The sequence below is a fragment of the Janthinobacterium sp. GL_088 genome (genome assembly GCF_057837845.1).
The window spans coordinates 1,418,056-1,441,363 of record NZ_CM174453.1 but is presented as its reverse complement, the minus strand read 5'-3'; the positions used below and the strand labels follow the sequence as shown (position 1 = coordinate 1,441,363).

Here is a 23,308-nt window from a genome sequence, read left to right as displayed (position 1 = left end):
CCGCCCCAGCGGACCTGCCGCGATTGTACCCCTGGCTATTGCTTAATAATACAGATACACAGGAATTTTTTACAGCCAGCCGGAACGCTTGAACAAGTAATACATATAACCGCAGACACAGCTCATCACTGCCACGGCGGCCGGATAACCGTAATGCCAGTCCAGCTCCGGCATGAACTTGAAATTCATGCCCCAGATGCCCGCAAACGCCGTAAATACGGCGAAAATAGCGGCCCAGGCCGCCAACTGCTTGTTCACTTCACTCTCGTCGATGGCCACCATCGACAGATTCACCTGGATGGCCGTGCTGATCGTGTCGCGGATGGTGTCGAGCGTGCCGTTGATGCGCGCCAGATGGTCGTGCACGTCGCGGAAATACTCCTGGGTATCGTGGCACAGCGGCGGCACCCTCCCGCCGTGCAGCTTGCCCACTGCTTCCATCAGGGGCGCCACCACGTGGCGCAAGACCATGACCTTGCGTTTCAACTGGTACAGCCGTTCGATATTGTCGCGCTCGGTGCCACGGTCGAAGATGCGGTCCTCGATCAGTTCCAGCTCCGATTCCAGCGCGTCGAGGACAGGAAAATAACGGTCGACGACGGCGTCCATCAGCGCGTACAGCACGAAGGCCGAGCCCTGGCGCAGCAAGTGCGGTTCGCGCTCGGCACGCGCGCGGACACCGAGGAAACCTTGCGAGCTGTTGCTGCGCGACGAGAGCACGTAATTGGCGCCGACAAAAATGTCGACTTCGCCCAGCACCAGTTCGTTCTCGACCATTTCCACGGTTTTCACGACGGCAAACAGGGAATCGCCATATTCCTCGATCTTCGGCCGCTGGTGGCCCCGCTGCGCGTCTTCCACCGCCAGTTCATGCAGGCAAAACTCGTGCTGCATCTGTTTCAGTTCGTCCGGCGTGGCGTCGAGCAGGGCGACCCAGACGAAACAATCGGGGCGCTCGACGTAATCGCTGATGTCGTCGATCGGCAAGTCGGCCAGTTTTTTGCCATCCTGGTAGGCCACGCAGTTAATCAGCATACAGTTCCACAATGAAAGTTAAGACCGGACGAAACAGTCCGGCAGGCGCCAGCTTACCTTATCGCCTGCAGTGTGTGTTGTGGCGTGCAAGGGACGCCGTGCGGAAAAGCGGACGGAGCGGACGCTCCGTCCGGAAGACAGATCAATCGTCCTTGGCGCCGTCGATGCCCAGTTCGGAGATCTTGCGGGTGATGGTGTTGCGGCCGATACCCAGACGCACGGCGGCGTCGTTCTTGCGTCCGTGCGTATGCTTGAGCGCCGTCTTGATCAGGGCCGACTCGAATTGCCGCCCCAGCACGGCCATGACTTCCTGCTGCCCTGCGCCCAGCATGCCAGCCGCCTGCAATTCCAGCAAGCCGATCCAGCCCGGCGGCGCGCCGTTGGCAGGCGCGGCCGCTTCGAACACCTGGCCGCCATGCGCATGAGCAACATTTGCTGGCGCCACGTCAGCGGATGCCACCGTGGCAGCGCCATCGCCCTGCCCCTGCGTCAATTCCAGCGGCAAGTCCTTGATTTCCACCGTCTGGCCCGGCGCCATGACCGTGATCCAGTTGCACAGGTTTTCCAGCTGGCGCACATTGCCGGGCAAATCGAGGCTGCTGAGGAATTGCATCGTCGGCTCGCTCATGCGTTTGGCTTCCACGCCCAGCTGACGCGCGCTTTGCACCAGGAAGTGGCGCACCAGAATGGGGATATCCTCGCGCCGCTCCCTCAAACTGGGCAAACGCAGCCGGATCACGTTCAGGCGGTGATACAAGTCTTCGCGGAACAGGCCGTCGCGCACGCGTTGCTCGAGGTTCTGGTGCGTGGCCGTAATGACGCGCACGTTCGCCTTCATGGGCTGATGGCCGCCGACACGATAGAAATGGCCATCGGACAATACGCGCAGCAAGCGCGTCTGCAAGTCGAACGGCATGTCGCCGATTTCATCGAGGAACAAAGTGCCGTTCTCGGCTTGCTCGAAACGGCCGCGGCGCGTCGTCTGGGCGCCCGTAAACGCCCCCCGTTCGTGGCCAAACAGTTCGGACTCGAGCAAATCCTTGGGGATCGCCGCCGTGTTGAGGGCGATGAAAGGCTGCGCCGCGCGCGGGCTGTGCTTGTGCAGCGCGCGCGCCACAAGTTCCTTGCCGGAACCGGATTCGCCCGTGATGAGCACGGTGACATTCGATTGCGACAGCCGGCCGATGGCGCGGAAGACTTCCTGCATGGCCGGCGCCTGGCCGAGGATTTCCGGCGTTTCGGACGGGCCTGACTCCACACTGGTCTCGCGCAGGCTTTCTTCCAGCGCGCGGCGGATCAGCTCGACAGCCTTGTCGATATCGAACGGTTTGGCCAGGTACTCGAAGGCGCCGCCCTGGAAGGCTGCGACGGCCGAATCGAGGTCGGAAAAGGCCGTGATGATGATGACCGGCAAGCCGGGAAAGCGCGACTTGACCGTCTGCAGCAATTCCAGGCCGGACGCGCCCGGCATGCGGATATCGGACACGAGCACTTGCGGCGTGTCAAATTCCAGTGCGGCGATGGCGTCGCGCGCATTGGCAAAACTCTTGGTGGCGAGATTTTCCCGCGCCAGGGCTTTTTCCAGCACCCAGCGGATTGATTCGTCGTCGTCAACTATCCAGATTGGCTTCATTAGTGTGTGCGTCCCGCAATGGATTTCATGGGTGGGATACCGCCTCGCTTATGGCAAGGGTAGAACGATCCTGAAATCGGTGTATCCAGGCCGGCTTTCGCACTCGATCACGCCCAGGTGCTGTTGCACGAAGGTTTGCGCCAAGGTCAGTCCCAGTCCGCTGCCGCCTTCCCTGCCCGACACCAGCGGGTAGAAAATCCGGTCGCGGATCTGGGGTGCGATGCCCGGTCCATTGTCAATGATATGCAAGTCTAATGCCAGGCCGTAACGGACCTTGGCCAGGGTTACCTGGCGCGCCACGCGCGTCTTGAAAATCAGCTCCGCGTCGCCCGCCTCGATGCGCTCGGCCAGGGCTTGCGCCGCGTTGTGCGCGATATTGAGCACGGTTTGTATCAATTGCTCCTTGTCGCCGCGAAACTCGGGAATCGACGCGTCGTAATCGCGCGAAATGGTCAGGCCGCTGGGGAATTCGGCCAGGATCAGGCTGCGGACCCGTTCGCACACTTCGTGGATATTCACGTCGCCCACGATATGCGGGCGGCGGTGCGGCGCCAGCAGGCGGTCGACCAGGGTTTGCAGACGGTCCGCTTCCTTGATGATGACTTGCGTGTATTCACGCAGCTCGCTCAAGTGCAGGGCCGGCAATTCCAGCTCCAGCAGCTGGGCCGCGCCGCGGATGCCGCCCAGCGGGTTCTTGATTTCATGCGCCAGATTGCGGATCAGCTCCTTGTTGACCTGGCTCTGGTCGAGGATGCGCTCCTCGCGGTCGAGTTTTAATTGCTGCACGTTTTCGCGCAGTTCGATCAGCACGCCGTCGCGCGGCGCGTCGAGCGCGCTGACGATGCTGTGCACGCGCAGCGGCTCGCGTCCCAGGCGCTCCAGGCTCAGGTCCTGGCGCAGGTCGGAAAACTTGTGTTCGAGCGCCTGCGCGCAAATGCCGGCCAGCTCCTCGGGATTCAAGAACAGCGCCGTCAGCTTTTGCCGCGACAAGGCCTTCAATGAGCTTTCCAGCAGGTTTTCCGCCGCCGCGTTGGCATAGCTGATGCGGCCGTCGCCATCGAGCAGGATCACGGCCGAGGCCAGCAAATCAAGGCCGGCCAGGTGGGCGGGACGGCTGGAATGGTTGTCTAGTGTCATGTGCTTTACCGAATATTCGCGATCTCGCGTTTCAGGGCCTCGACGTTCTGCTGTGTCCGGCCAATGTTGTCCTTCAACTGCGCCACCCGTTCCTGGTATTTCGCATAGTTACGCTCATTGCCCTGACGTTCGGGCTGGCCGCCATTGAATTCCAGCCGCTGCGCCGCCAGTTTCTGCTCTTCGCTGCGCAATTCGTCCTGCAGGATCTGGCGCCGGTCCAGGTCGCGCGCGCGCTGTTCGGCGCCATCGACCTTGGGAAACGCGCCAGCGACAGGCGCCGCCGTGGCCGCCGCCTGCGTGGCGGGCCGGGCCGGCGCGCCGGCCAGCGGCGCCGTCCTGCGTGGCGGCTCCGTCATGGCGCCCGGCAAATCGAGCAGCTGGCAATGCGCGCCAGCCCGCTTGTCCGTGTACGTCTTGTGTCCTTGCGCATCGGCGCAGACATACAGCTGCCCGTGCGCCTGTGCCGCCGCGCCCAGCAATCCTGCCATCAGCGCCATTCTGTAATGCTTGGTCAATCTTCACTCCTGTCGGCTCGTGCCGTATCAATCCTTGGCCGACTATACAACACGGTACTGGCGCCGCATTGGTACTGCATAAAAAAACGCGGGCGAGACCATCGCCTCACCCGCGTTTTTTATTCACTACCGGCATGTTGCCGGCGTGGCGCCATTACAGCGAGTAGTACATGTCGAACTCGGCAGGATGCGTGGTCATGCGCATGCGCTGTACGTCCTGCATTTTCAGTTCCAGGTAAGCGTCGATCATCGAATCGCTGAACACGCCGCCACGGGTCAGGAACTCGCGGTCCTTGTCCAGTGCGTCCAGAGCTTCTTCCAGCGAAGCGCACACGGTCGGGATCAGTGCGTCTTCTTCTGGCGGCAGATGGTACAGATCTTTCGAGGCGGCTTCGCCCGGATGGATCTTGTTGGCAACGCCATCCAGGCCAGCCATCAGCAGTGCGGCGAAGCACAGGTACGGGTTCGCCAGTGGATCCGGGAAGCGCGCTTCGACGCGGCGGCCTTTTGGATTGGCCACGTGCGGGATACGGATCGAGGCGGAACGGTTTTTCGCCGAGTACGCCAGTTTCACTGGGGCTTCGTAGCCTGGTACCAGACGCTTGTACGAGTTGGTGCCCGGGTTGGTGATCGCGTTCAGTGCCTTGGCGTGCTTGATGATGCCGCCGATGTAGTACAGGGCGAAATCGGACAGGCCGGCATAGCCGTCGCCAGCGAACAGGTTTTTGCCATCTTTCCATACGGATTGATGCACGTGCATGCCCGAACCGTTGTCGCCAACGATAGGTTTCGGCATGAAGGTAGCGGTCTTGCCGTAGCTGTGCGCCACGTTCCACACCACATATTTCAGGTTTTGCGTCCAGTCGGCGCGCTCGACCAGGGTCGAGAACTTGGTGCCGATTTCATTCTGACCGGCGCCGGCGACTTCGTGATGATGTACCTCAACCGGGATGCCCAGCGATTCCAGAATCAGGCACATTTCCGAACGCATGTCCTGGAAGCTGTCCACTGGTGGCACGGGGAAGTAACCGCCCTTGACGGTAGGACGGTGGCCGCTGTTGCCGCCTTCGATATCCTTGCCGGTCGACCACGAACCTTCGTCCGAACCGATCTTGACGAAGCAGCCCGACATGTCGATCTTCCAGCGCACGCTGTCAAAGATGAAGAATTCTGGCTCAGGGCCGAAGTAGGCGGTGTCGCCCATGCCCGACGATTTCAGGTAGGCTTCGGCGCGTTTCGCGATCGAGCGCGGGTCGCGGTCATAGCCCTTGCCGTCCGACGGTTCGATCACGTCGCACTGCATGAACAGGGTCGTTTCTTCCATGAACGGGTCGATATTGGCCGTGTTTGGATCCGGCAGCAAGATCATGTCGGACGCTTCAATGCCTTTCCAGCCAGCAATCGAAGAACCGTCAAAGGCGTGGCCCGACTCGAATTTGTCCATGTCGAAGTGCGACACGGGAACCGTCACGTGCTGCTCTTTACCACGGGTATCAGCAAAGCGGAAATCAACGAATTTGACTTCGTTTTCTTCTACCATCTTCAAGACTTCTGCGGCTGTCATTGCCATGCGTATCTCCTAAATGAATGTGGGGTGAGCCGACCTTAGTGCGTCTGGGCTGATGAAGCGAAGCAAACATTGCGTGCCACCAAAACTCATAGGGATCATAGCAGATTCCATGCCAGCTTCAGGAGCCCCCAGGTGCCAGCAATAAAATTACTGCCATCCCAGTGAAAGTTTTCATGCCCGCGATTTTCCTGCTGCGTTTGCGTCAAATCAAGAATGCACTAAGCAAGTGCAAAAAACGAATAACGCACCATTATCGTGCATTTTGTGCGAATTCCTGAAAAATGCCTCGTTGTGGTGCGTCAACTGTGCACCATCGTTTCCCGTTTGCGGGGCGCGAACGGCGCACTATAATCGACCATACCTGCCCACTTTCATCGAGGACGCCATGACCACCGCCGCCGACATCCTGACCACCGCCCGCAGCCGGGCCAACGAAGGTACGCCGTATGCCGGCGCCGTCACGCCGCAGGAAGCGTACGACCTGCTGCAGGGCGATGCCGCCGCCAAGCTCATCGACGTGCGCACGAATGCCGAGCGCGACTGGGTGGGCCGGGTCGACATCGCCGATACCCAGCATGGTGCGGTGCAGTGGGCCATCTACCCCGGTGGCGTGCCGAATCCCGACTTTCTCGCCCAGCTGGCCGCCCAGGCCGGCAAGGACGAGGTACTGCTGTTCCTGTGCCGCTCCGGCGTGCGTTCGCGCCATGCAGCCAAGCTGGCTACAGAGCACGGCTATATCAACTGCTTCGACATCCTCGAAGGCTTCGAGGGCGACAAGGATGCCGACGGCCATCGCAAGCAGATCGGCGGCTGGTGCAAGGCCGGACTGCCGTGGTTGGGCGCCTGACGCTGGCCGCATGACTATCTGAACAGTGTTTGATCTGGCGGGCCACCCTGCGGCCCGCCATCGGCTACAACCATCCATGCGCGCCCGATTTTTTCAACTGCGGCGCAAATTCTCCTTGCGAACATGTACCTTATATAGTACAACGTAGAGGTGCGTCATGGATGCTTCCGGCTTGCGGCAGATTACCCTGCTGTTCTATGCGAACGGCAATGGCGGCGAACCCGTGCGCGACTGACTCAAGTCCTTGCCAGTTGAAGAGTGCCATATGATCGGGCAGGACTTGATGCATGCGCAATGGCGCTGGCCCGTCGGCATGCCCTTGTGCCGCCATTTGGGGCAAGGATTGTCGGAAGTACGCAGCAGCCTGCCCGGCAACCGCATCGCGCGCGTGCTGATCTGCCATCACGGCGACTGCCTGGTGGCGCTGCACGGCTTTATCAAGAAAACCCGCGCCACGCCCGATGACGACCTGGCGCTGGCCCGCAAACGCTACAAGGAACTGACATGAACGCCACCGCACCCCACCTCGGCAGCAGTCTCGACGACTTCCTCAAGGAAGAAGGCATCTTCGAGCAAACGCAAAACCGCGCCATCAAGGAAGTAATCGCCTGGCAACTGACGCAGGCGATGCAGGAACAAGCGATGTCGAAGACGCGCATGGCGGCCCTGCTGCAGACGAGCCGCTCGCAGCTCGACCGCCTGCTCGACCCCAGCAGCGACGTGACGCTCTCGACCCTGGAACGGGCCGCCGCGCTGGTCGGGCGCAAGCTGTCGATCACCCTCGTTTAAGTCCTCAGGCCGGCTCGCCCACCTCGGCGGCAGGATGCTCGCCCATCAAGGTCAGGATGCGCTTGCGCACGAAATTGATGTGGCTGCGCAAGCCATACAAACCATCGGCAAACGACAGGGGAATCGAGATCTGGTTGACCATCTCCTCGATCTGGTCCAGCCGTTTCAATTGCGCCGCATACACATGCGCACGCTGCTCTGGCGGCACATCTTCCAGCGCCTGCTCCACCGTGCGCAGCTGGCCATACCAGCGGTACACGCGCGAACGGATGCGCCACACGTACAAGGGCGGCACCACGCGCGACAGCGGTAAAATCAGCGCGCCCAAGGCCACCACCAGCACCCACATGCGGTCAAAGAAATTGGCCAGCCAGAAACTCATGTAGCGCTGCAGCACGGGTGCGCCATCCTTGTAGAATTTCAGCGCTTCGGGCGCCACGGGAATTTCCGTGTAGCGCGCAGACGGGAACTGCCCCTGCTGCTGGAACCAGCCCGTGCCGCCATGGATGCCGGCCGCCGCCTGCACGAACAGGTCGATCAGGGCCGGATGCAAGTCTTCGCGCGCCACCAGGGTAGCCGTCGGTGCGATCAAATGATAATCCTGCGCGGGAATGTTCTGCCCCAGGTCGACGATGCCACGCGGCAAGACAACATGCGTGAGGAAAGGCAAGCGCCGCGTGTAGGCTTCCGCTTGCGAAAAATCAAACAGCTTGATGCCCGGCGTTTGCAGCAGCATCTGGATCAACGGCGCTTCCGGCGCCGAGCTGAACACGAGTCCGTCGATGCGCCCTTCCAGCAACTCCACCGTGGCGGGCGTGTTCTGCAAGTCGCTCACCGTCAATTCCTTCGCTTCGACGCCATTCACAGACAGCAACTGCCGGAACAGACCAGGCACGCCCGTGCCTTCCGGTCCCAGGTTGATCTTCAGGCCCTTCAATTGCGTCAGCTCCGTCACGGCCTTGTCTTCGCGCATGAACAGCCAGACGGGTTCCGTAAACAGGCTACCCAGGGAAATCAAGCCGTGGCGCTCGGCATCGTCGTGTTCCGTCGAGCCGCTTTGCACGAAAGCAATATCGGTCTTGCCCGCGTTCAGGCGCTGCAGGTTTTCCTGCGAGCCCAGCGACGGCTGCAAGGTCACCTTGATGCCGTGTTTGGCCAGGGTGGCCGCATATTTCTTTCCGAACTCTTCATAGGCGCTATTGTCCTGCCCCGTCGACAGGCTCACCTGGCGTGGCGGCGCCGGGTCGACCAGCCAGTAAGCGAGCGCGCAAAATGCGCCGACCAGCAGCAAGGTGGGACCGGCGGTGGCGAGGAAATCGCGCACGGAAAAGCGGCTGAACGCGAGGATTTTGGACATGTGGTGGCGCATAGGTTTCATGGGTGGCTACGATGCCAAGAAAACCTCAACTATGCAAGGCACTTTCGCAGGCGCGGCGTGGCCAAATCCGCTACAGTGGCAGATCAACCACCTGCCTTCTGGAGCCCCGTATGCTGAAAATTCTTGGAAAAGCCGCCTCGATCAATGTCCGCAAAGTCCTGTGGACGTGCGAGGAACTCGACCTGCCCTACGAACGCGAAGACTGGGGCAGCGGCTTTCGCGCCACGGACGACCCGGCCTTCCTGGCCCTGAACCCGAACGCCATGGTGCCCGTGCTGCTCGATGGCGACCTGGTGCTGTGGGAGTCGAACACGATATGCCGCTACCTGTGCGCCCAGGCGGGCCGCGACGACTTGCTGCCAAGCACGCCCCGCGCCCGCGCGGAAGTGGAAAAATGGATGGATTGGCAAATGGGTGACCTCAACAACAGTTGGCGCTACGCCTTCATGTCGCTGGTGCGCCACAGCCCGGCGCACCAGGATGCGGCCCAGTTGGTGGCCGGTATTGCCGGATGGAACAAGATGATGGGCGTGCTGGAACAGCAGCTGCAGCGCACGGGCGCCTTCGTCTGCGGCGAAACGTTCACCCTGGCCGATATCGTGCTGGGCCTGTCCATCAAGCGCTGGCTGATGGCGCCGATGCAGCGCCCCGACTATCCGGCCATCGCCGCCTACCACGCGCGCCTGGAAGATAAAACCGCCGTGTTTGCCGGTTAGTCCAGTTCGATTGCCTCGACCGTGCCGCCGATGACGTAGCAATCGCCATCGCGGCGCACCTCATCCAGGGTCGCCGGGTCATCGTGCGTGTAGGTGCCGTCGATATCCACGCACCACACATCGCCGAAACGCAGCAGCTTCACGCCGCAGCAGATACGGTTGATGAAGTTGCCCGGCGTCCTGACCAGCACTTCGCGCACCGCGCCCACCGTGATGGCGACCTGGCGCCAGACATTGCCTTCCAGCCCATGATTTCTCGCATGCAACACGATGCGCACGGCCTGCACGCCCCGTGGCTGGTACAGTTGCTCGATGGAAACAAGCTCGCCATCGTCGAAACGGTGGTATTGCGCAAAGATTTGCTGCGTTTGTTCCATAGGTGCTTTCTCCTCAGCAAAAAAAAACCGGCCCGCGAAGGCCGGCTTTTAGTTGCAGCAACGATTTAATTCGTACATTGCTTTGCCACGCCTTCGGCCGGCGCGGGCGGCTCGATCAGCGGCATCAGGCTCGGCGCCAGCGACACCAGCAGTTGCACGGGCAAGGCGCTGGTGAAATCGTAGTTTTTCGATTCAGGCCCGCGCACATACGCCGTCATGCTGCCATAGAAGCGCTCGCCGATATTGAAGACGAACGTGGCCGAACGGTTCACATAGCGTGACTCGATCAGGCGGCCACCGGCGCCATACACGTCGAAACGCTGGTCGCCCGTGCCCGTCTTGCCGCCCATGGGGATCGGCACGCCGTCGGCGCCGACAAATGCCGTCTTCGCCCGTTTCGCCGTGCCATCCGACACCACTTCGCGGATGGCCTTGGCGACGGCGCGTGCCACGTCCGGCGACAGCACCTGCTCCGCTTCCACCTTCGTGCCCCGCTTGACCATGGTGTCATACGGCGTGTTGGCGGCAAAATGCATGGAATCGATGCGCACGCTCGGTTTGCGCACGCCATCGTTGATGATGATGCCCATCAACTCGGCCAGCGCGGCGGGACGGTCGGCCGAGGCGCCCAAGGTCGTCGCGTAAGACGGCACGAGCGAGTCGAACGGATAGCCCATCTTCTTCCACTGGCGGTGGATTTCCAGGAAACCTTCCACTTCCAGCAAGTTGGCAATGCGGCGGTCCTGCGCGTGCTTGCGGTGCGTATTGAACAGCCATTTATAGACTTCCTGGCGTTCCTTCTCGCTGGCCGCCACCATCTGCGACAGGGTGGAGCCTTCATGCTGGCGCAGGTACGCCACCATCCACAGTTCCAGCGGATGCACGTTGGCCAGATAGCCGCGATCAGCCAGCGACCAGTTTTCCATCGCGTACTGCTGGTACATCTTGGCGACGCGCTCGGGCGGTACCTCGTTTTGCGACGTCAAGTTGGCATTGAGGAAATCGCCGAATTCCGCGACGGTTCCCTTCGGATTGACGGTGCGGAAGATATTTGCCAGGCGCACGGGCGTCGGGCGGATGCTGGCCAACAGGATTTTTTCCTGCTCGTCAACGCTCTTGCCGCGGTACTTCTGATAGAAGCGGTGCAGGAATTCGCGCCCTTCCTTGTCAGCAAAACGGCTCAGGTACTGGGCGCGGCGCGGATCGTCCGCGTCCGCCAGCAGCGAGGCCGAGGAATCGGGACGCGAAAACATGTAGTAGCGGGCCACGTCGCGCATCAGGCGCACGAACACCAGGTTGGTCGACTGGCGCAGCGCCTGCTGCACCGTCATGATGCGGCTGTCGTCGAGCTTGGAGAAGTTGCCGAAATGATGCAAGCCGCCGCCCGTGAAGAAGCCTTCGCCCGGGTTGCCCGAATATTTGCGTTCCATGGCGGCCGCCAGCATGGCGGGCAGGTTGCGCGCCTCGCCGAGTGCCAACGGTTTCAGGTAGGCAATCGCCCACTGCGACAGCAGATCCTTCGGATCGACGGCAATCTTGCCCAGCTCGGCGGCGCCCATGCCGCTGTAGCGCTGGTGCAGCTGGTCGATGATGTCCATGTACGTCACCAGGGTGCGCAGCTTGGCCGTGGAACCGAGGTCCAGCTTGGCGCCTTCGTTGATGTCGAGCGGCTGGTCGTAGTTATCGGTCTGCACGCGCAGCAAGTTGGCCTGGTCGCCCTTTTGCAGCAAGGTAAAGCTGTAGACCACGTTGGCCGGGTCGCCATTGCCCAGCATACCCTTGCCCGTCAGGCCGGCCGCTTTCGCCACTTCCGGGTCGCGCAGCTCGCGCAAGACCTTGGTGACGGCGTTTTGCGCCTGCGCGTCGAGCGTGCTGACCACTTTCAGGTCCAGGCGGTCGAGGTTGTACAAGCGCGGATCACCGAGCATGCTGGCCAGATGGTTGCGCACGGCATTCGAGGCCTTGCGCGTGACGAACGAGGTCGATGCCTCCGATTGCACGCCAGACGCCGTCGACGGGCGCAGCTTCTCGGCGATGGCCGCATTGCGCAGCTGCGGCGAGATCACGCCCGCTTGCGCCAGCAGGCGCAGATGGCTGTTGGTCAATTCTTCCAGGTCGGCGCCGCCGGCCACCAGGTAATGCGAGGGACGGCGCTGCGCGATCAGCAGGCTCAGCGCCTGCTTGTAGGCCAGCGCACTACCCGGCTGGTCCATATTACCATTGAGCAAAGTTTTCACTTCGGCAAACGGACGGCCATACCAGACCCACATGCCGTCGCCAATGCCGTTGACTTCGCCAAAACCGCTCTTTGCCGACAGCGGCACGGTATTGAGGTAATTGACGACGATCTTGCGCCGCGCTTCCATGGTGTTTTCGCCATCCTGGTAGGAGCGCAGGCTGGCCGAAATCATTTGCATCAGCTTGTCCTGCATGGAACTGGTGCGCCCGTCTTCCGAATGGCGGTACTTTTCGATCTGCGTGGCCAGGGTGCTGCCGCCGCCGCCGCGGTGGCCGCCAAACAGGTTCAGCGCCTTGTCGAGAACGGCCTTGCTCAGGCGGTCCCACTCCACGGCCGGATTGCGCTCGGGCGTGCCCGGGTCCAGCAATTCACGGTTTTCGATGAACAGCAGGCTTTGCACGAGCGCGGGCGGCGCTTCGGCGAAGCCATCGAACATGCGCTCGGGATAACTGGCCGCGAACAGCGGTGCGGCGCGGCAATCGAGGATGGTCAGACCGGCGCGGTTTTTCTCGTGATACGTGGCAAAGATGCCCCGGTCGACCAGTTGCACCATTTTCGGCGACATGCGCGCCTGCGCCGTCACGGCATAATCGCGCGCATTCAGCTTGCTAATAAAATCTGGCAAGCTGGCATAGCCGAGCCGCTCGTCATAGGGGCCGTGCTGCGGATAGCGGATGGCGCCCGCCGGTGCCGGGCCAGGCTCGACCTTGAACGCCAGCTGGCGATCCAGGCGCGTGAAAAACTCTGCCTGCAGGGCCGAGGTGCGCACTTCGCGCATGACGAACCACGCCACGCCGGCGATCAGCGCCAGCAGAATAATGGCAAAGATGGGCCAGATGCGCGAACGGCGCTTCTTCGGCGGGGTCGCCGGCGGCGGCGCCTCGGCAGCTGGATCAGAAGGGGGCCGCTCTTGCGCGGCCAGATTGACGCCTGTGTCTTTCATGGGATGCTGGGATAAGGTTGGGTTTGGACGGCGCGGGAAATGCGGTAGCGATACCGCTCCGCGCGGGATAAGACGAGGGCCAGCCAGGGCCGGTCACAACAAAGCTTGCTTAACATGATGTCCATACCGGTGAATCAAAAGAACACGTTACTGCACAGGCAGGCGACCCCGCAATGACACGCAAGGCCCCTGTTCACCATTCCACCACATCGGCATGAGAACGACTGACGAGCGCACACAAAAATCTTGCTTCATTGAAGATTTTCGCAAAAAAACAACGTCTTGGAATGTACGCTTGCGTACATAGATGCATGGCGGGCTGGACGCCGGCGAAAAAGCCGCCGGCGCCGCGCTGGCGGCAGCTCAGATGGTGGTGTATTCAGCCTGCAAGGTATCGAGTGCGGCGCACATCTGCGCGAAGGCGGCTTCAGCCTGCGCAGGCTCGCCCTTGACACCCAGTTCGATATGCCGGCGCGTCTGCGCATCGCCCACGCTGGGCAGGCTGAATACCTTGATCAGCGGAAACTCTGCCTCCAGGCGCACCATCAGCGGCGTCAGCAGGGATTCGGCCGTTTCATACACGAGCAAGGCATGTTCCGCATGCGGCACCTGGTTGAACAAATGGCTGTAATGCGTGTCGAGCACCCACTCGATCATGGGCCAGGACATGACGGGAAAGCCCGGCACGAAGTAATGCTCGCGCACGGCAAAGCCGGCAATCTTGTTGTACGGATTCGGAATCAGCTCGGCGCCTTCGACAAATTCCGCCATTTTCAGGCGGTGCAGGTTTTCCGGCGAGTTCAAATCGGCCGGCATGCCCGCCTCTGCTCCCATTTCCGTGATGCGCTGCTGGATATTCTTCTTGCCCTGCGGATGCAGCACCAGCGGCAAGCCCAGCGCATCGGCCGCCGCCTGGCGCGTATGGTCGTCCGGCGTGGCGCCGATGCCGCCAAAGCTGAAGACGATGTCGCCGCTGGCAAAGCTGCGCTTGAGCAAGGCAACCAGGCGGGCCGGCTCGTCGCCCACGTATTCCGCCCAGCTCAGCTGCAAGCCGCGTTGCTTGAGCATTTGTACTACTTTCGGGAAATGCTGGTCCGTGCGCTTGCCCGACAGGATTTCGTCGCCGATGATGATCAATCCGATAGCCATGAAGCTCCCTCGTAGAATTCGATAAAAATACTCATGCGTCCGCCGGCGCCACGTCGGTCATGCCGCGTACGCCCCGCAAACGCGACAGTGCTTCCAGGCAGTAATACTGGAACCACAGGCCCGTAAAGATAAAGATCAGCACATACAGCCAGATGGCGAACGCCGCGAGGAAGGGGAAGAACACCACCGACATCACGCCGCCCATCCACAGCATGCCCGGCACGGCGCCGGCGACGCCGGACACCATGCCGATGGCCAGCAAGGGCCAGCGCTGTTCGCGCATGATGGCGTGGCGCTCTTCCACGCTGGCGTAGTCAGCCATGGCGTCGTAGGCCATCACGCGGTACGTCAGCCAGCCCCACAGCACGGCCTGCCCTACCAGCGCGGCGGGCGGAAACGCGTACAGAGGCAGCATGAGCACCCAAACCAGGATAAACAGCAAAAACGTGGCCAGCGAGGTGGTGACGCTGCCGAGCAGGCTGCCGCCATGCTTCTTGTCCAGTTGCGGAAAATGCCGTCCGCCAATATGGCGGCCGATGGCCGGCATGGCGAACAGGCCCATGAAAATCAGCGCCGTCAAGATCATCAGCGGCAGCAGCATGAACATGGCGATCAGGGGCACGATCACGGCTTTCAGCACGCCCAGGCCAAAGGTGGACAGCACCTGGCCGCTGGTGCGGAAGAAGTCGTACTGCGTGAACAGCGCATGCAGGCTGTCGATCAGCGGCTGCAAGCCCACATACAGCAATCCGCCCCAGAGCACCAACGAGAGGATGAAGGGCGCCACGCTCAGCAGCAATATCCTGCCATGCAATTGCGACAGGAAAGCACGGCCATACGAATTCAACACATTGCGCATCAACGACGTCCTTTTCGTTTAACTCTTGCAAATTCCACCATGCGGCGCAGGCCCAGCCATTGCTGCTGCCAGAAACCGCGGCCATAGTGGCGTCCCGGCCGACCCACGCCATTGCTGTCGATGCGGGCCAGCTGGTCGCGCACGCCCGTGCGCGCATAGCCCGCCGAGAAATTCGCGGTGCCCAGCAGCATATCCCAAATCGGCAAGACGACGCCGAAGTTGCAACCACCCATGCTGCCCTTGCCCTTCGACTCGTGCCCCACGCCGATGGCGTGGTGCGTGCGATGGAAACGGGGCGAGATCAAGAGCCGCTCGCCGATGCGGCCGAAGTGTATCCTCACATTCGCGTGCTGCAAGCTTTGCAGAATGCGCGAAATCGACACCAGCAGCACGTATTGTCCCGGCGGCACGCCGATACCGAGGGCCACCAGGGCCATCACCACGTCGCGCAGGAAGTCATCGAGCAGGTGGTTGCGGTCATCGCTCCACAAGTTCATGTTTTGCTGGCTGTGATGCAGGCTGTGCAAGCCCCACCACCAGCCGAAATGGTGCGAGGCCCGGTGGTAGCAATAGTCGACAAAATCCAGAATGACAAAATAAATGATAAAACTAAGCAAGGGACTGATGCCGGGCAACAGCGATTCCAGGTTCAAGGGATGAACATTGTCGAAACGCAAGGCGCCCGCCAATGCATCCATCAGCGGATCGAGCGTGAAGAAGACCACGACAGAAAACAGGCCGATGCGGTGCAGCACCGTGTAAATGAAATCGTTCCAGCGCGCGCGCGGATCCGTCATCTTTTGCGCGGGAATCAAGGCTTCAAGCGGACGCAGCACGAGAAACAGCAGCACCAGTTCGCACAGGCCGATCAGCAGCCACTCCGTGCCCTCGAACGCTTCTTCCGTGAATTCGCCAAAGCCCAGGTGATACACGAGCGGATTGACGATGGTCTGGAACAGCCAGCCTTGCGCCGCGCCAAAAGCGTCGACCACCGTGTCGATGACGGGCGTGACGTAGCCGAGGATATCGGCGGCGATCATGGCTGGCCCTTCTTCTGCGCGTAGGCAGGATGCTCGCGCAGGGTGGCAAAGCAGAACCCCTTGTCTTGCAGGCCGGAAATCAAGGCGTCCAGGTTGGCCGGAGCCCACGGCTCCTTGCGCGACCAGATGCCCATGTGCGCAATGAAAATGTCGCCGCTGCGCAAGTTCGCCAGGGCTTTTTTCAGCAGCATGGCGTTCGGATACTTGTCGCTGGGCAGTTCATCGCCAGAATACCCGGCCGGCGCCCAACCCGCATGCTGGTAGCCGCAGGCGCTGCCGGCCGCCAGGGTGCGCGGCGACGTGTAGCCGCCCGGCGCGCGCCAGAACGGGTCAAGCTTGTGCCCGGTCAACTCCTGGAAGCGCGTATCGACGCGTCGCAATTCCTCGCAGAACTGCTTATCGGTGAAGGAAGCCAGCTTGCCGCCATCCTTGCCGAACTGGGGCTTGACCTGAATCAAGCCGTTGGCCAGATCCTTCTTCCAGTACACGTGGTCAAACGTATGCGTGCCAAATGCGTGGCCTTCGGCGACACGGGCTTTCCAGTACGGCGCCCACGAGGCATCGAGCGAATAGTCGCCGCGCGTGGTCTTTTCATTGGCCAGGAAGAAAGTTGCCTTCACATGGCGCTGATTCAGCACGTCGGCGATCAGCTGCGCTTGCGACTGGCTGCCCGTGTCGAAGGTCATGTAGATGGCGCCCTTGCAAGCGGCCGGGGTCGAAGATGCGGCCGGGGTCGATGCAGCTTGCACCGGTGCGGCGGCATGGGCGGACGACAGCATGGCGCCGGCGCACAGCAGCATGGCGGGCACGTGACCCACGAAAGTGAGGCGTTTCATCATCACACCCGCCATCACATGCGTGGCGAGTGGGTGGCGAAATACACGCCATGGGGCGAGCGGCCCACCGGTATGGTCTTGATCACCTTGCGCGTGGTCAAATCGATCACGGCTACTTTCTTGATCCAGCGCAAGGTCACCCACATGGTCTTGCCATCGGGCGTGATTTCCATGCAATCCGGACCGCCCGGCACATTGATGGTGCCCACGTTTTCCAGGGTTTGCTGGTCGATGATGTTGATCGTGTTCGACACGCGGTTCGAGACGAACGTCATGCGGTTGTCACCGAGCGCGCGGAAATTATGCGTGCCGGCGCCCGCCTTGATGCGCTTGACGGTCTTTTGCGTGCGCCAGTCGATCACTTCCACGTAATCGCTGCCCATGATGCCGACCAGCAAATACTTGCCATCGGGCGTCATCGTGATACCGGCCGGCGCGGGGCCGACAGGCATGGTCCATTTGACGGTTTGCGTGGCCAGATCGATGGCGCTGACCTGGTTGCTGCCCTGCTGCGTGATAAAAGCCATGGTGCTGTCGGCCGTGAACGCCATGTGGCTGGGCAACTTTGGCAGCGGGATGCGCTTGGCCAGGGTCAGGTTCTTGCCGTCGTAGCGGTACAGGTCGATGCGGTCCAGGCGCAGCGAGTTCGAGATGAACCACTTCTGGTCCGGCGAAAAGCCGATCTGATACGGGTCGAGGATATTGCTGATACGGCGCTGGATCTGGCCCGACACAGGGTCGAGGAAGATCAGTTCGTTGCCGACAGAACTGGCGACGATCAGCGACTTGCCGTCCGGCGTTTCCATCAAATGGTGCGGTTCCTTGCCGACGGCAAAGGTGGACAGGGGAGCATACGTTTTCTGGTCCAGCAGTTGCACCGTGGCATCACGGGAATTGAGCACCACCACCACTTCGGCTTGCGCCGTCGATATTGCGGAAACCAGGCACAGCGAGGAAAAAACAAGGCGGCGTAGACTGCGGAACATGGAAGAAATCACTGTTAAATACAAAACATGCATTTTACGTGGAACACTGTATTTATTGTGTGAAATCCCCCCTTAAATGCTGCCGGCAGCCACACATCACCATAATTTCCGTTTTTTCCCTGTGCCGGGCCTGGAATGGCGCTTTGCAACTCATTGCTCTACAATCTGAAGCTTTCATCGCCTACACAAGGATTATCATGACCACCACCACTACCGCTTCCGGCCTGCAATACATCGATACCGTCGTTGGCGAAGGCGCTGAAGCGCAAGCCGGCAACAATGTTGTCGTGCATTACACGGGCTGGCTGCAGAACGACGACGGCAGCGCCGGTTCGAAATTTGACTCGAGCAAGGACCGCAACGACCCATTCGAATTCCCGCTGGGCGCCGGCCGCGTCATTCAAGGCTGGGACGAAGGCGTACAAGGCATGAAAGTGGGCGGCAAGCGCCAGCTGATCATCCCTGCAGCACTGGGCTATGGCGCACGCGGCGCCGGCGGCGTGATTCCACCGAACGCCACCCTGATTTTCGACGTCGAACTGCTGGGCGTATAAGCACCGACTGCGCAGCGCTGAAGCGACTGTACCGGCGCCGCCCCTGTTCACGCAGCGGCGGCGTTTTTGTTTTGAGTGTGTCCTCTAATGCACGGCACGCTTTTTTCACTATGATGTCAGGCACTGCAGCACGCACGGTGGCCACTCCGCCGGGCCTGCCGCACTTTTCCAGCGATTCCATCAGCACACAGGAGCCATCATGAGTTTACAAGAGCAATTCGAACAAGCGCAGCTCGATTCCAAGACCCTGTCCGAGCGTCCGGACAATATGACCTTGTTGAAAATCTACGCCTTGTTCAAGCAAGCGTCGAGCGGCGACGCCACGGGCGAGCGTCCTGGCATGACCGACTTCGTCAACCGCGCCAAGTTCGACGCCTGGGCGGCCCTGGCCGGCACCTCGAAGGAAGATGCGCAACAGCAATACATCGACCTGATCGAAGACTTGAAGGACTGATCGTCCCTCCCCTGCCCCGGCGCCTGTCGGGGCAGTATAATTTCTGCATGACACCATCACTGATTTCCCAGGTTTCGCTGGCGCATGCCGACGACCTGCCCCGCTTGTTCGACGTCTGGCACCTGTCCGTACGCGCCACCCACGATTTCCTCGCCGATAGCGATATCGCCTTCCTGATGCCCTTCGTACGCGAAGAGCTGGCCAGAGTGACGGCCGAACGCCTGCTGCACGTGCTGCGCGCGGATGACGGCGTCGCCTATGCATTCCTGTGCGTCGAGCACGCCAAGATCGAAATGCTGTTCGTGCATCCGGACCGGCGTGGCAGCGGCGCCGGCCGCGCGCTGGTCCAGCATGCCCTCGCGGCCTTGGGCGCCACGGCAGTCGATGTCAACGAACACAACACGCAGGCGCATGGCTTTTACCGCCACCTGGGCTTTATCGTGGAAAACCGCTCGCCGCTTGACCCGTTCGGCAAGCCTTTCCCCATTTTGCACCTGAAACTGGCCGAAAACGGCTAAAAACTCACCAAAAACCACAAAAACAGGCCGTAAATGCAAAAGTGGCTACCGAATCGGTAGCCACTTTTTTTACGCCTGCATCAGCCGCAATTTACTTTTTTGCCGCCGCCAGCGCCTGCGCGATCCAGCCGTCAAATGTTTGCTGGTGGAACTTGATCCAGCCAGCCGTATGGCGGGCGATATCGGCTTGCGTGTTTTCGCCGCGGCGCATGCGCTCGTTCTGCGCATTGATGTCCGCCACCGGCAACTGCATCACTTCGAACAGCTTGGCCGCGGCCGGGTTGCTCTCCGCCCAGGCCTTGTTCGACACGATGCGCGCCGTGTTGACGGCAAAACCGTAATCGCTGCCATCGTCGAGGCGGGTATTCACCTTGTCCGGATTGGCCGAGAACGGCACTTTCAGCCAGACCACGTCCTTGCCCGGCACCAGCACGCCGCTGACCCAGTATGGCGTCCACGTGTAATACAGGATCGGTTCGCCACGCTTGTAGCGGCCCAGGGTGTCGGCGATCAGGGCCGCATAGCTGCCCTGCACGTGCGTCACCGTCTTGCGCAATTTGTATGCATCCATGTGGTTCTCGATCAGCGCTTCGCAGCCCCAGCCAGGGTTGCAACCCGTCAAGTCGGCCTTGCCATCGCCGTCATGGTCGAACAGCTTGGCCAGGGTGGGATCGCGCAACTGGTCGATATTCGTGATGTTGTACTTTTCCGCCGTAGCCTTATCGATCAGATAACCTTGCGCGGCAGGCCCCGCATACTGGCCGGTGCGCAACAGCTTGGCGTCGCCGCCCGCATTGTTATAGAAATCCTTGTGCATCGGGTCCCAGTGCACGGCCATGAAGGTGGCGTCACCGTTGGCAATGGCGATATGCGCCGTCGGATATTCCACTTCCTTGATCGGCTGCACTTCATAGCCGAGCTTTTCCAGCGCCTTGTCGACCAGCATGGTCTGGAAGGTCTCTTCCGCGATCGAGCTTTGCAGCGGCTGCACCTTGACGCCCTTGCCGGGCAATGCGTCGGCGGCCACGGCCGGCGTCTGCGCCATGGCCAGGCTGGTGGTCAGGGCCATGGCGGCGATCGCCAGGGCGGAAAACAGCTGGAACTTGCGTTGCGATTTTTGCGTCACTTTAAAATTGTCAATTTGATGCATGTGGTTCCTTTATTGTGCGTTGGCCAGCGTGGCTTGCTGTTCAACATTATTTTTCTCTGCATTGCCGCGCACCAGGCGCAGCACGAAACCGGCAGGGCCCGTCTGGTACCAGTGGCGCACGCCACGGCGTGGCTGGCCCATCGCTTGCGTCAAACGGTCCAGGGTGATGGCCAGCAGCACGATGCCCAGGCCGCCGACGGTTGCCAGGCCCATGTCCAGGCGACCAATGCCGCGCAATACCATCTGGCCCAGGCCACCAACGGCGATCATCGAGGCGATCACGACCATCGACAGCGACAGCATCAGCGACTGGTTGATACCGGCCATGATGGACGGCATGGCCAGCGGAAATTGCACGCGGGTCAGCAACTGCCACGGCGAGGCGCCATAGGCGCGCGCCGCTTCGATCAGGTCGGGACGCACCTGGCGGATACCGAGGTTGGTCAGACGCACCAGCGGCGGCAGGGCAAAGATGATCGTCACGATCACGCCTGGCGCATTACCGATACCAAACAGCATCACCACCGGCACCAGGTAGACGAAGGCAGGCGTCGTCTGCATGGCGTCGAGCAGGGGGCGCAGGATATTCTGCGCGCGGTCGCTGCTGGCAAGGAAAATACCCAGCGGCAAGCCGATGGCCAGACAGAAAGCCAGCGACGTCAATACCAGCGACAGGGTGGTCATGGCTTCGGGCCAGATGCCCAGCATCGACACGACGAGCAGCGCCAGCACGGTGCCGACGGCCAGGGTGCGGCTGGTAAATTGCCACGCCAGCAAGCCGATGATGGCGATCACCGTCAGCGACGGGGCCGCCAGCAGCACGCCTTCCACGCCGTTCAGGGTGCTATCGATCGGCGCGCGCACTGCCTGGAAGAAAGGGCGGAAATGGGCGACAACCCAGCCCAGGCCCTGGTTGATCCAGCTTTCCAGCGGCAGCGAGCCGTCGAAAATCTGCGTCAGGTGAAAGCCGGTCGCATGTTCCGGCTGCATGGCAGGCGCGGCGGCGTCCAGCCAGGCAGTGCTGGCGTCGGTCGGCGGCGTCAGCGCCCAGGGATTGATTTGCGCGGCTGGCTGTTCAACAACAGCTTCTACTGTGGAAACGGTGCTTGGGTTCATGCTTGTCCTTTCTGTTGTTGTTCGGCTATGGCTGGCGTGTCGCGGTCGAGGAACTTCAGCAAGGTTGTCTTGCTGATGGCGCCGCGGAAGCTGCCGTCATTGGCCACCACAGGGACGGCGTAAGGCAGTTGCGCCACCTGGCCGAACAGGCCGGCGACTGGCTCATCTGCATTGATGGTCTGCACGTCGGGCAGATAGGCATGCGCCAGGCCCAGCGGGCCGACATGGCCGTCGAGCGCACTGCGCAGCGAATCGGCCGAAACGACACCGAGGAACTTGCGCTGCGGATTGACGACGTAGGCAAAGGCGCGATCCTGCTCTTCCAGCATCGACAGCGCGGCGCGCGAACCGCGGCTCGGGGACTCGGACACGACGATCTGGCTCTTGCGGGCGATATCGCTGGCCTTGAATACGGCCGCCGCATCGACGCCGCGCACGAAGTTGCGCACGTAATCGTTGGCTGGTTTGCGCAGGATTTCTTCCGGCGTGCCCACTTGCACCACGTGGCCGTCTTTCATGATGGCAACGCGGTCGCCGATGCGCATGGCTTCGTCGAGGTCATGCGAAATGAAGACGATGGTGCGGCGCTTGATTTGCTGCAAGCGCAGCAGTTCCGATTGCATTTCCGTACGGATAATCGGATCGAGCGCGGAAAACGCTTCATCCATCAGCAAAATCGATGGATCGCACGCCAGCGCACGGGCCAGGCCCACGCGCTGCTGCATGCCGCCCGACAATTCGTCGGGATAGCTGGCGCCGTAGCCGTCCAGGCCCACCTGTTCCAGCGCTTGCTGAGCCAGCGCATGGCGCTCGGCCTTGGGCATGCCGGCCAGTTCCATGCCGAAAGCAGTGTTGTCGAGCACGGTAATTTGCGGCAACAGCGCGAACGACTGGAACACCATGCTGATGTCCTTGCGGCGCAGGGCGCGCAGCTGGGCGTCAGGCAAGGTATTGATGTCATTGCCGTCGATCAGGATGCGGCCGGCGGTTGGCTCGATCAAACGGTTCAGCATGCGCACCAGGGTCGACTTGCCCGAACCGGACAGGCCCATGATGACGAAAATCTCGCCCGCTTCAATGGTAAAGGTGGCGTCGAAAACGCCGATGGTGCAGTCGGTCTTGGCCAGGATATCCTGCTTGCTGGCGCCCTGATGGACGAGTTCAAGTGCTTCTTCTGGCTTGTCGCCGAACACTTTGAACACATGGTCGATAATAATTTGTTTTGCCACGATGTGGTTCTCCCTCGATTTGACGAATGGAATGAAACCCAGCAAGCTGCTAGCTTGCGGCGGGAATCAGCAAACCCTGTTGCGTCGGCTACGCCACGGCGCAAAAAGCGCACGGGAGCGACAGGTAACAGGGGGTGACACGCAATGACCAGCGGATGGCCAAAGCCGGTGCCGGGGTGCCGTGTGCGTGCTAAAAGAGGCTGTGGTTCAGGACTTTTAACAACGCTAGCGCCATGCA

Annotated in this window: 23 protein-coding genes; 7 read left to right on the top strand and 16 right to left on the bottom strand. The window is 61.2% G+C overall.

From position 1 onward, the window contains the following. Positions 1 to 69 precede the first annotated feature (69 nt). From corA to glnA, 5 genes are all read right to left on the bottom strand, one after another. Complete coding sequence (gene corA, locus AC3IQ7_RS06525) at positions 70 to 1,035, bottom strand: magnesium/cobalt transporter CorA (protein ID WP_034760218.1); 966 nt, start codon at positions 1,033 to 1,035, stop codon at positions 70 to 72. A gap of 142 nt (positions 1,036 to 1,177) precedes the next feature. Continuing rightward, on the bottom strand, positions 1,178 to 2,668 hold the full coding sequence (ntrC, locus tag AC3IQ7_RS06520) for a nitrogen regulation protein NR(I) (RefSeq protein WP_099379384.1): 1,491 nt from the start codon (positions 2,666 to 2,668) through the stop codon (positions 1,178 to 1,180). A 48-nt stretch (positions 2,669 to 2,716) separates the two neighbouring features. Beyond that, a complete protein-coding gene (gene glnL / locus AC3IQ7_RS06515) occupies positions 2,717 to 3,805 on the bottom strand; it encodes a nitrogen regulation protein NR(II) (protein WP_035825143.1) in 1,089 nt (362 codons plus the stop codon). Between the two features lie 5 nt (positions 3,806 to 3,810). Then, positions 3,811 to 4,293 (bottom strand): DUF4124 domain-containing protein, encoded by a 483-nt coding sequence (locus AC3IQ7_RS06510; RefSeq protein WP_489210398.1) that lies wholly within the window; start codon positions 4,291 to 4,293, stop codon positions 3,811 to 3,813. A 181-nt stretch (positions 4,294 to 4,474) separates the two neighbouring features. Further along, a complete protein-coding gene (gene glnA / locus AC3IQ7_RS06505) occupies positions 4,475 to 5,890 on the bottom strand; it encodes a type I glutamate--ammonia ligase (RefSeq protein ID WP_029496182.1) in 1,416 nt (471 codons plus the stop codon). Positions 5,891 to 6,275: 385 nt separating this feature from the next. Between glnA and AC3IQ7_RS06500 the strand changes: the two genes are divergently transcribed. The 3 genes from AC3IQ7_RS06500 to AC3IQ7_RS06490 all read left to right on the top strand — a co-directional run bounded on the left by AC3IQ7_RS06500 (position 6,276) and on the right by AC3IQ7_RS06490 (position 7,526). Beyond that, positions 6,276 to 6,737 carry a rhodanese-like domain-containing protein gene (locus AC3IQ7_RS06500; RefSeq protein ID WP_099379382.1) on the top strand — a complete coding sequence of 154 codons (462 nt, stop codon included), beginning with the start codon at positions 6,276 to 6,278 and terminating at the stop codon, positions 6,735 to 6,737. 244 nt (positions 6,738 to 6,981) lie between these two features. Continuing rightward, a complete protein-coding gene (locus AC3IQ7_RS06495) occupies positions 6,982 to 7,245 on the top strand; it encodes a type II toxin-antitoxin system RelE/ParE family toxin (RefSeq protein WP_489208656.1) in 264 nt (87 codons plus the stop codon). Further along, the gene (locus AC3IQ7_RS06490; protein ID WP_099760471.1) at positions 7,242 to 7,526 is read left to right on the top strand and encodes an XRE family transcriptional regulator; all 285 of its coding nucleotides are present in this window, start codon (positions 7,242 to 7,244) and stop codon (positions 7,524 to 7,526) included. The genes AC3IQ7_RS06495 and AC3IQ7_RS06490 overlap by 4 nt, the downstream gene beginning before the upstream one ends. A gap of 4 nt (positions 7,527 to 7,530) precedes the next feature. On the opposite strand, the gene AC3IQ7_RS06485 is transcribed toward AC3IQ7_RS06490, so the two are convergent. Next, complete coding sequence (locus AC3IQ7_RS06485) at positions 7,531 to 8,883, bottom strand: TAXI family TRAP transporter solute-binding subunit (protein WP_489208655.1); 1,353 nt, start codon at positions 8,881 to 8,883, stop codon at positions 7,531 to 7,533. Between the two features lie 131 nt (positions 8,884 to 9,014). On the opposite strand from AC3IQ7_RS06485, the gene AC3IQ7_RS06480 reads away from it, so the two are divergent. Then, positions 9,015 to 9,620 (top strand): glutathione S-transferase family protein, encoded by a 606-nt coding sequence (locus tag AC3IQ7_RS06480; RefSeq protein WP_099379379.1) that lies wholly within the window; start codon positions 9,015 to 9,017, stop codon positions 9,618 to 9,620. On the opposite strand, the gene AC3IQ7_RS06475 is transcribed toward AC3IQ7_RS06480, so the two are convergent. The 7 genes from AC3IQ7_RS06475 to AC3IQ7_RS06445 form a co-directional block, all read right to left on the bottom strand. Further along, positions 9,617 to 9,997, bottom strand: a complete 381-nt coding sequence (locus AC3IQ7_RS06475; RefSeq protein WP_489208654.1) for a hypothetical protein — start codon at positions 9,995 to 9,997, stop codon at positions 9,617 to 9,619. The genes AC3IQ7_RS06480 and AC3IQ7_RS06475 overlap by 4 nt on opposite strands. Before the next feature lie 65 nt (positions 9,998 to 10,062). Continuing rightward, complete coding sequence (locus AC3IQ7_RS06470) at positions 10,063 to 13,179, bottom strand: transglycosylase domain-containing protein (protein ID WP_489208653.1); 3,117 nt, start codon at positions 13,177 to 13,179, stop codon at positions 10,063 to 10,065. A 363-nt stretch (positions 13,180 to 13,542) separates the two neighbouring features. Next, positions 13,543 to 14,328: a competence/damage-inducible protein A gene (locus tag AC3IQ7_RS06465; RefSeq protein WP_489208652.1), complete on the bottom strand. Its 786-nt coding sequence runs from the start codon at positions 14,326 to 14,328 to the stop codon at positions 13,543 to 13,545. A gap of 31 nt (positions 14,329 to 14,359) precedes the next feature. Beyond that, on the bottom strand, positions 14,360 to 15,187 hold the full coding sequence (locus tag AC3IQ7_RS06460) for an EI24 domain-containing protein (RefSeq protein WP_489208651.1): 828 nt from the start codon (positions 15,185 to 15,187) through the stop codon (positions 14,360 to 14,362). Further along, positions 15,187 to 16,227 (bottom strand): sterol desaturase family protein, encoded by a 1,041-nt coding sequence (locus AC3IQ7_RS06455; protein WP_489208650.1) that lies wholly within the window; start codon positions 16,225 to 16,227, stop codon positions 15,187 to 15,189. The genes AC3IQ7_RS06460 and AC3IQ7_RS06455 overlap by 1 nt, the downstream gene beginning before the upstream one ends. Continuing rightward, positions 16,224 to 17,066 (bottom strand): polysaccharide deacetylase family protein, encoded by an 843-nt coding sequence (locus AC3IQ7_RS06450; RefSeq protein WP_489208649.1) that lies wholly within the window; start codon positions 17,064 to 17,066, stop codon positions 16,224 to 16,226. Before AC3IQ7_RS06450 ends, AC3IQ7_RS06455 begins: the two co-directional genes overlap by 4 nt. An 11-nt stretch (positions 17,067 to 17,077) precedes the next feature. Next, a complete protein-coding gene (locus tag AC3IQ7_RS06445; RefSeq protein ID WP_322427382.1) occupies positions 17,078 to 18,049 on the bottom strand; it encodes a YVTN family beta-propeller repeat protein in 972 nt (323 codons plus the stop codon). Positions 18,050 to 18,246: 197 nt separating this feature from the next. On the opposite strand from AC3IQ7_RS06445, the gene AC3IQ7_RS06440 reads away from it, so the two are divergent. The 3 genes from AC3IQ7_RS06440 to AC3IQ7_RS06430 all read left to right on the top strand — a co-directional run bounded on the left by AC3IQ7_RS06440 (position 18,247) and on the right by AC3IQ7_RS06430 (position 19,575). Further along, positions 18,247 to 18,603, top strand: a complete 357-nt coding sequence (locus AC3IQ7_RS06440) for an FKBP-type peptidyl-prolyl cis-trans isomerase (protein WP_034760263.1) — start codon at positions 18,247 to 18,249, stop codon at positions 18,601 to 18,603. Positions 18,604 to 18,802: 199 nt separating this feature from the next. Next, on the top strand, positions 18,803 to 19,057 hold the full coding sequence (locus tag AC3IQ7_RS06435; protein WP_034760268.1) for an acyl-CoA-binding protein: 255 nt from the start codon (positions 18,803 to 18,805) through the stop codon (positions 19,055 to 19,057). A gap of 47 nt (positions 19,058 to 19,104) precedes the next feature. Continuing rightward, positions 19,105 to 19,575 carry a GNAT family N-acetyltransferase gene (locus AC3IQ7_RS06430; protein WP_489208648.1) on the top strand — a complete coding sequence of 157 codons (471 nt, stop codon included), beginning with the start codon at positions 19,105 to 19,107 and terminating at the stop codon, positions 19,573 to 19,575. A gap of 91 nt (positions 19,576 to 19,666) precedes the next feature. Here the strand turns inward: AC3IQ7_RS06430 and proX are convergent, their stop codons facing one another. From proX to proV, 3 genes are read right to left on the bottom strand one after another with little or no spacing between them, the layout of a single operon-like run. After that, on the bottom strand, positions 19,667 to 20,725 hold the full coding sequence (proX, locus tag AC3IQ7_RS06425) for a glycine betaine/L-proline ABC transporter substrate-binding protein ProX (RefSeq protein WP_099379373.1): 1,059 nt from the start codon (positions 20,723 to 20,725) through the stop codon (positions 19,667 to 19,669). Positions 20,726 to 20,734: 9 nt separating this feature from the next. Beyond that, positions 20,735 to 21,841, bottom strand: coding sequence for a glycine betaine/L-proline ABC transporter permease ProW (proW, locus tag AC3IQ7_RS06420; RefSeq protein ID WP_489208647.1), 1,107 nt, complete (start codon positions 21,839 to 21,841; stop codon positions 20,735 to 20,737). After that, on the bottom strand, positions 21,838 to 23,070 hold the full coding sequence (gene proV / locus AC3IQ7_RS06415) for a glycine betaine/L-proline ABC transporter ATP-binding protein ProV (RefSeq protein WP_099379417.1): 1,233 nt from the start codon (positions 23,068 to 23,070) through the stop codon (positions 21,838 to 21,840). Before proV ends, proW begins: the two co-directional genes overlap by 4 nt. Between the last annotated feature and the right edge of the window lie 238 nt (positions 23,071 to 23,308).

What these genes read in the sequence shown, in the direction of transcription:
- AC3IQ7_RS06445 (WP_322427382.1), bottom strand. Translation starts at nt 18,049, where the DNA reads ATGTTCCGCAGTCTACGCCGCCTTGTTTTTTCCTCGCTGTGCCTGGTT.
- AC3IQ7_RS06455 (WP_489208650.1), bottom strand. Translation starts at nt 16,227, where the DNA reads ATGATCGCCGCCGATATCCTCGGCTACGTCACGCCCGTCATCGACACG.
- AC3IQ7_RS06460 (WP_489208651.1), bottom strand. Translation starts at nt 15,187, where the DNA reads ATGCGCAATGTGTTGAATTCGTATGGCCGTGCTTTCCTGTCGCAATTG.
- AC3IQ7_RS06435 (WP_034760268.1), top strand. Translation starts at nt 18,803, where the DNA reads ATGAGTTTACAAGAGCAATTCGAACAAGCGCAGCTCGATTCCAAGACC.
- glnA (WP_029496182.1), bottom strand. Translation starts at nt 5,890, where the DNA reads ATGGCAATGACAGCCGCAGAAGTCTTGAAGATGGTAGAAGAAAACGAA.
- corA (WP_034760218.1), bottom strand. Translation starts at nt 1,035, where the DNA reads ATGCTGATTAACTGCGTGGCCTACCAGGATGGCAAAAAACTGGCCGAC.
- AC3IQ7_RS06470 (WP_489208653.1), bottom strand. Translation starts at nt 13,179, where the DNA reads ATGAAAGACACAGGCGTCAATCTGGCCGCGCAAGAGCGGCCCCCTTCT.
- proX (WP_099379373.1), bottom strand. Translation starts at nt 20,725, where the DNA reads ATGCATCAAATTGACAATTTTAAAGTGACGCAAAAATCGCAACGCAAG.
- AC3IQ7_RS06485 (WP_489208655.1), bottom strand. Translation starts at nt 8,883, where the DNA reads ATGTCCAAAATCCTCGCGTTCAGCCGCTTTTCCGTGCGCGATTTCCTC.
- ntrC (WP_099379384.1), bottom strand. Translation starts at nt 2,668, where the DNA reads ATGAAGCCAATCTGGATAGTTGACGACGACGAATCAATCCGCTGGGTG.
- AC3IQ7_RS06440 (WP_034760263.1), top strand. Translation starts at nt 18,247, where the DNA reads ATGACCACCACCACTACCGCTTCCGGCCTGCAATACATCGATACCGTC.
- AC3IQ7_RS06450 (WP_489208649.1), bottom strand. Translation starts at nt 17,066, where the DNA reads ATGATGAAACGCCTCACTTTCGTGGGTCACGTGCCCGCCATGCTGCTG.
- AC3IQ7_RS06475 (WP_489208654.1), bottom strand. Translation starts at nt 9,997, where the DNA reads ATGGAACAAACGCAGCAAATCTTTGCGCAATACCACCGTTTCGACGAT.
- proW (WP_489208647.1), bottom strand. Translation starts at nt 21,841, where the DNA reads ATGAACCCAAGCACCGTTTCCACAGTAGAAGCTGTTGTTGAACAGCCA.
- AC3IQ7_RS06500 (WP_099379382.1), top strand. Translation starts at nt 6,276, where the DNA reads ATGACCACCGCCGCCGACATCCTGACCACCGCCCGCAGCCGGGCCAAC.
- AC3IQ7_RS06510 (WP_489210398.1), bottom strand. Translation starts at nt 4,293, where the DNA reads ATGGCAGGATTGCTGGGCGCGGCGGCACAGGCGCACGGGCAGCTGTAT.
- glnL (WP_035825143.1), bottom strand. Translation starts at nt 3,805, where the DNA reads ATGACACTAGACAACCATTCCAGCCGTCCCGCCCACCTGGCCGGCCTT.
- AC3IQ7_RS06465 (WP_489208652.1), bottom strand. Translation starts at nt 14,328, where the DNA reads ATGGCTATCGGATTGATCATCATCGGCGACGAAATCCTGTCGGGCAAG.
- AC3IQ7_RS06480 (WP_099379379.1), top strand. Translation starts at nt 9,015, where the DNA reads ATGCTGAAAATTCTTGGAAAAGCCGCCTCGATCAATGTCCGCAAAGTC.
- AC3IQ7_RS06430 (WP_489208648.1), top strand. Translation starts at nt 19,105, where the DNA reads ATGACACCATCACTGATTTCCCAGGTTTCGCTGGCGCATGCCGACGAC.
- AC3IQ7_RS06490 (WP_099760471.1), top strand. Translation starts at nt 7,242, where the DNA reads ATGAACGCCACCGCACCCCACCTCGGCAGCAGTCTCGACGACTTCCTC.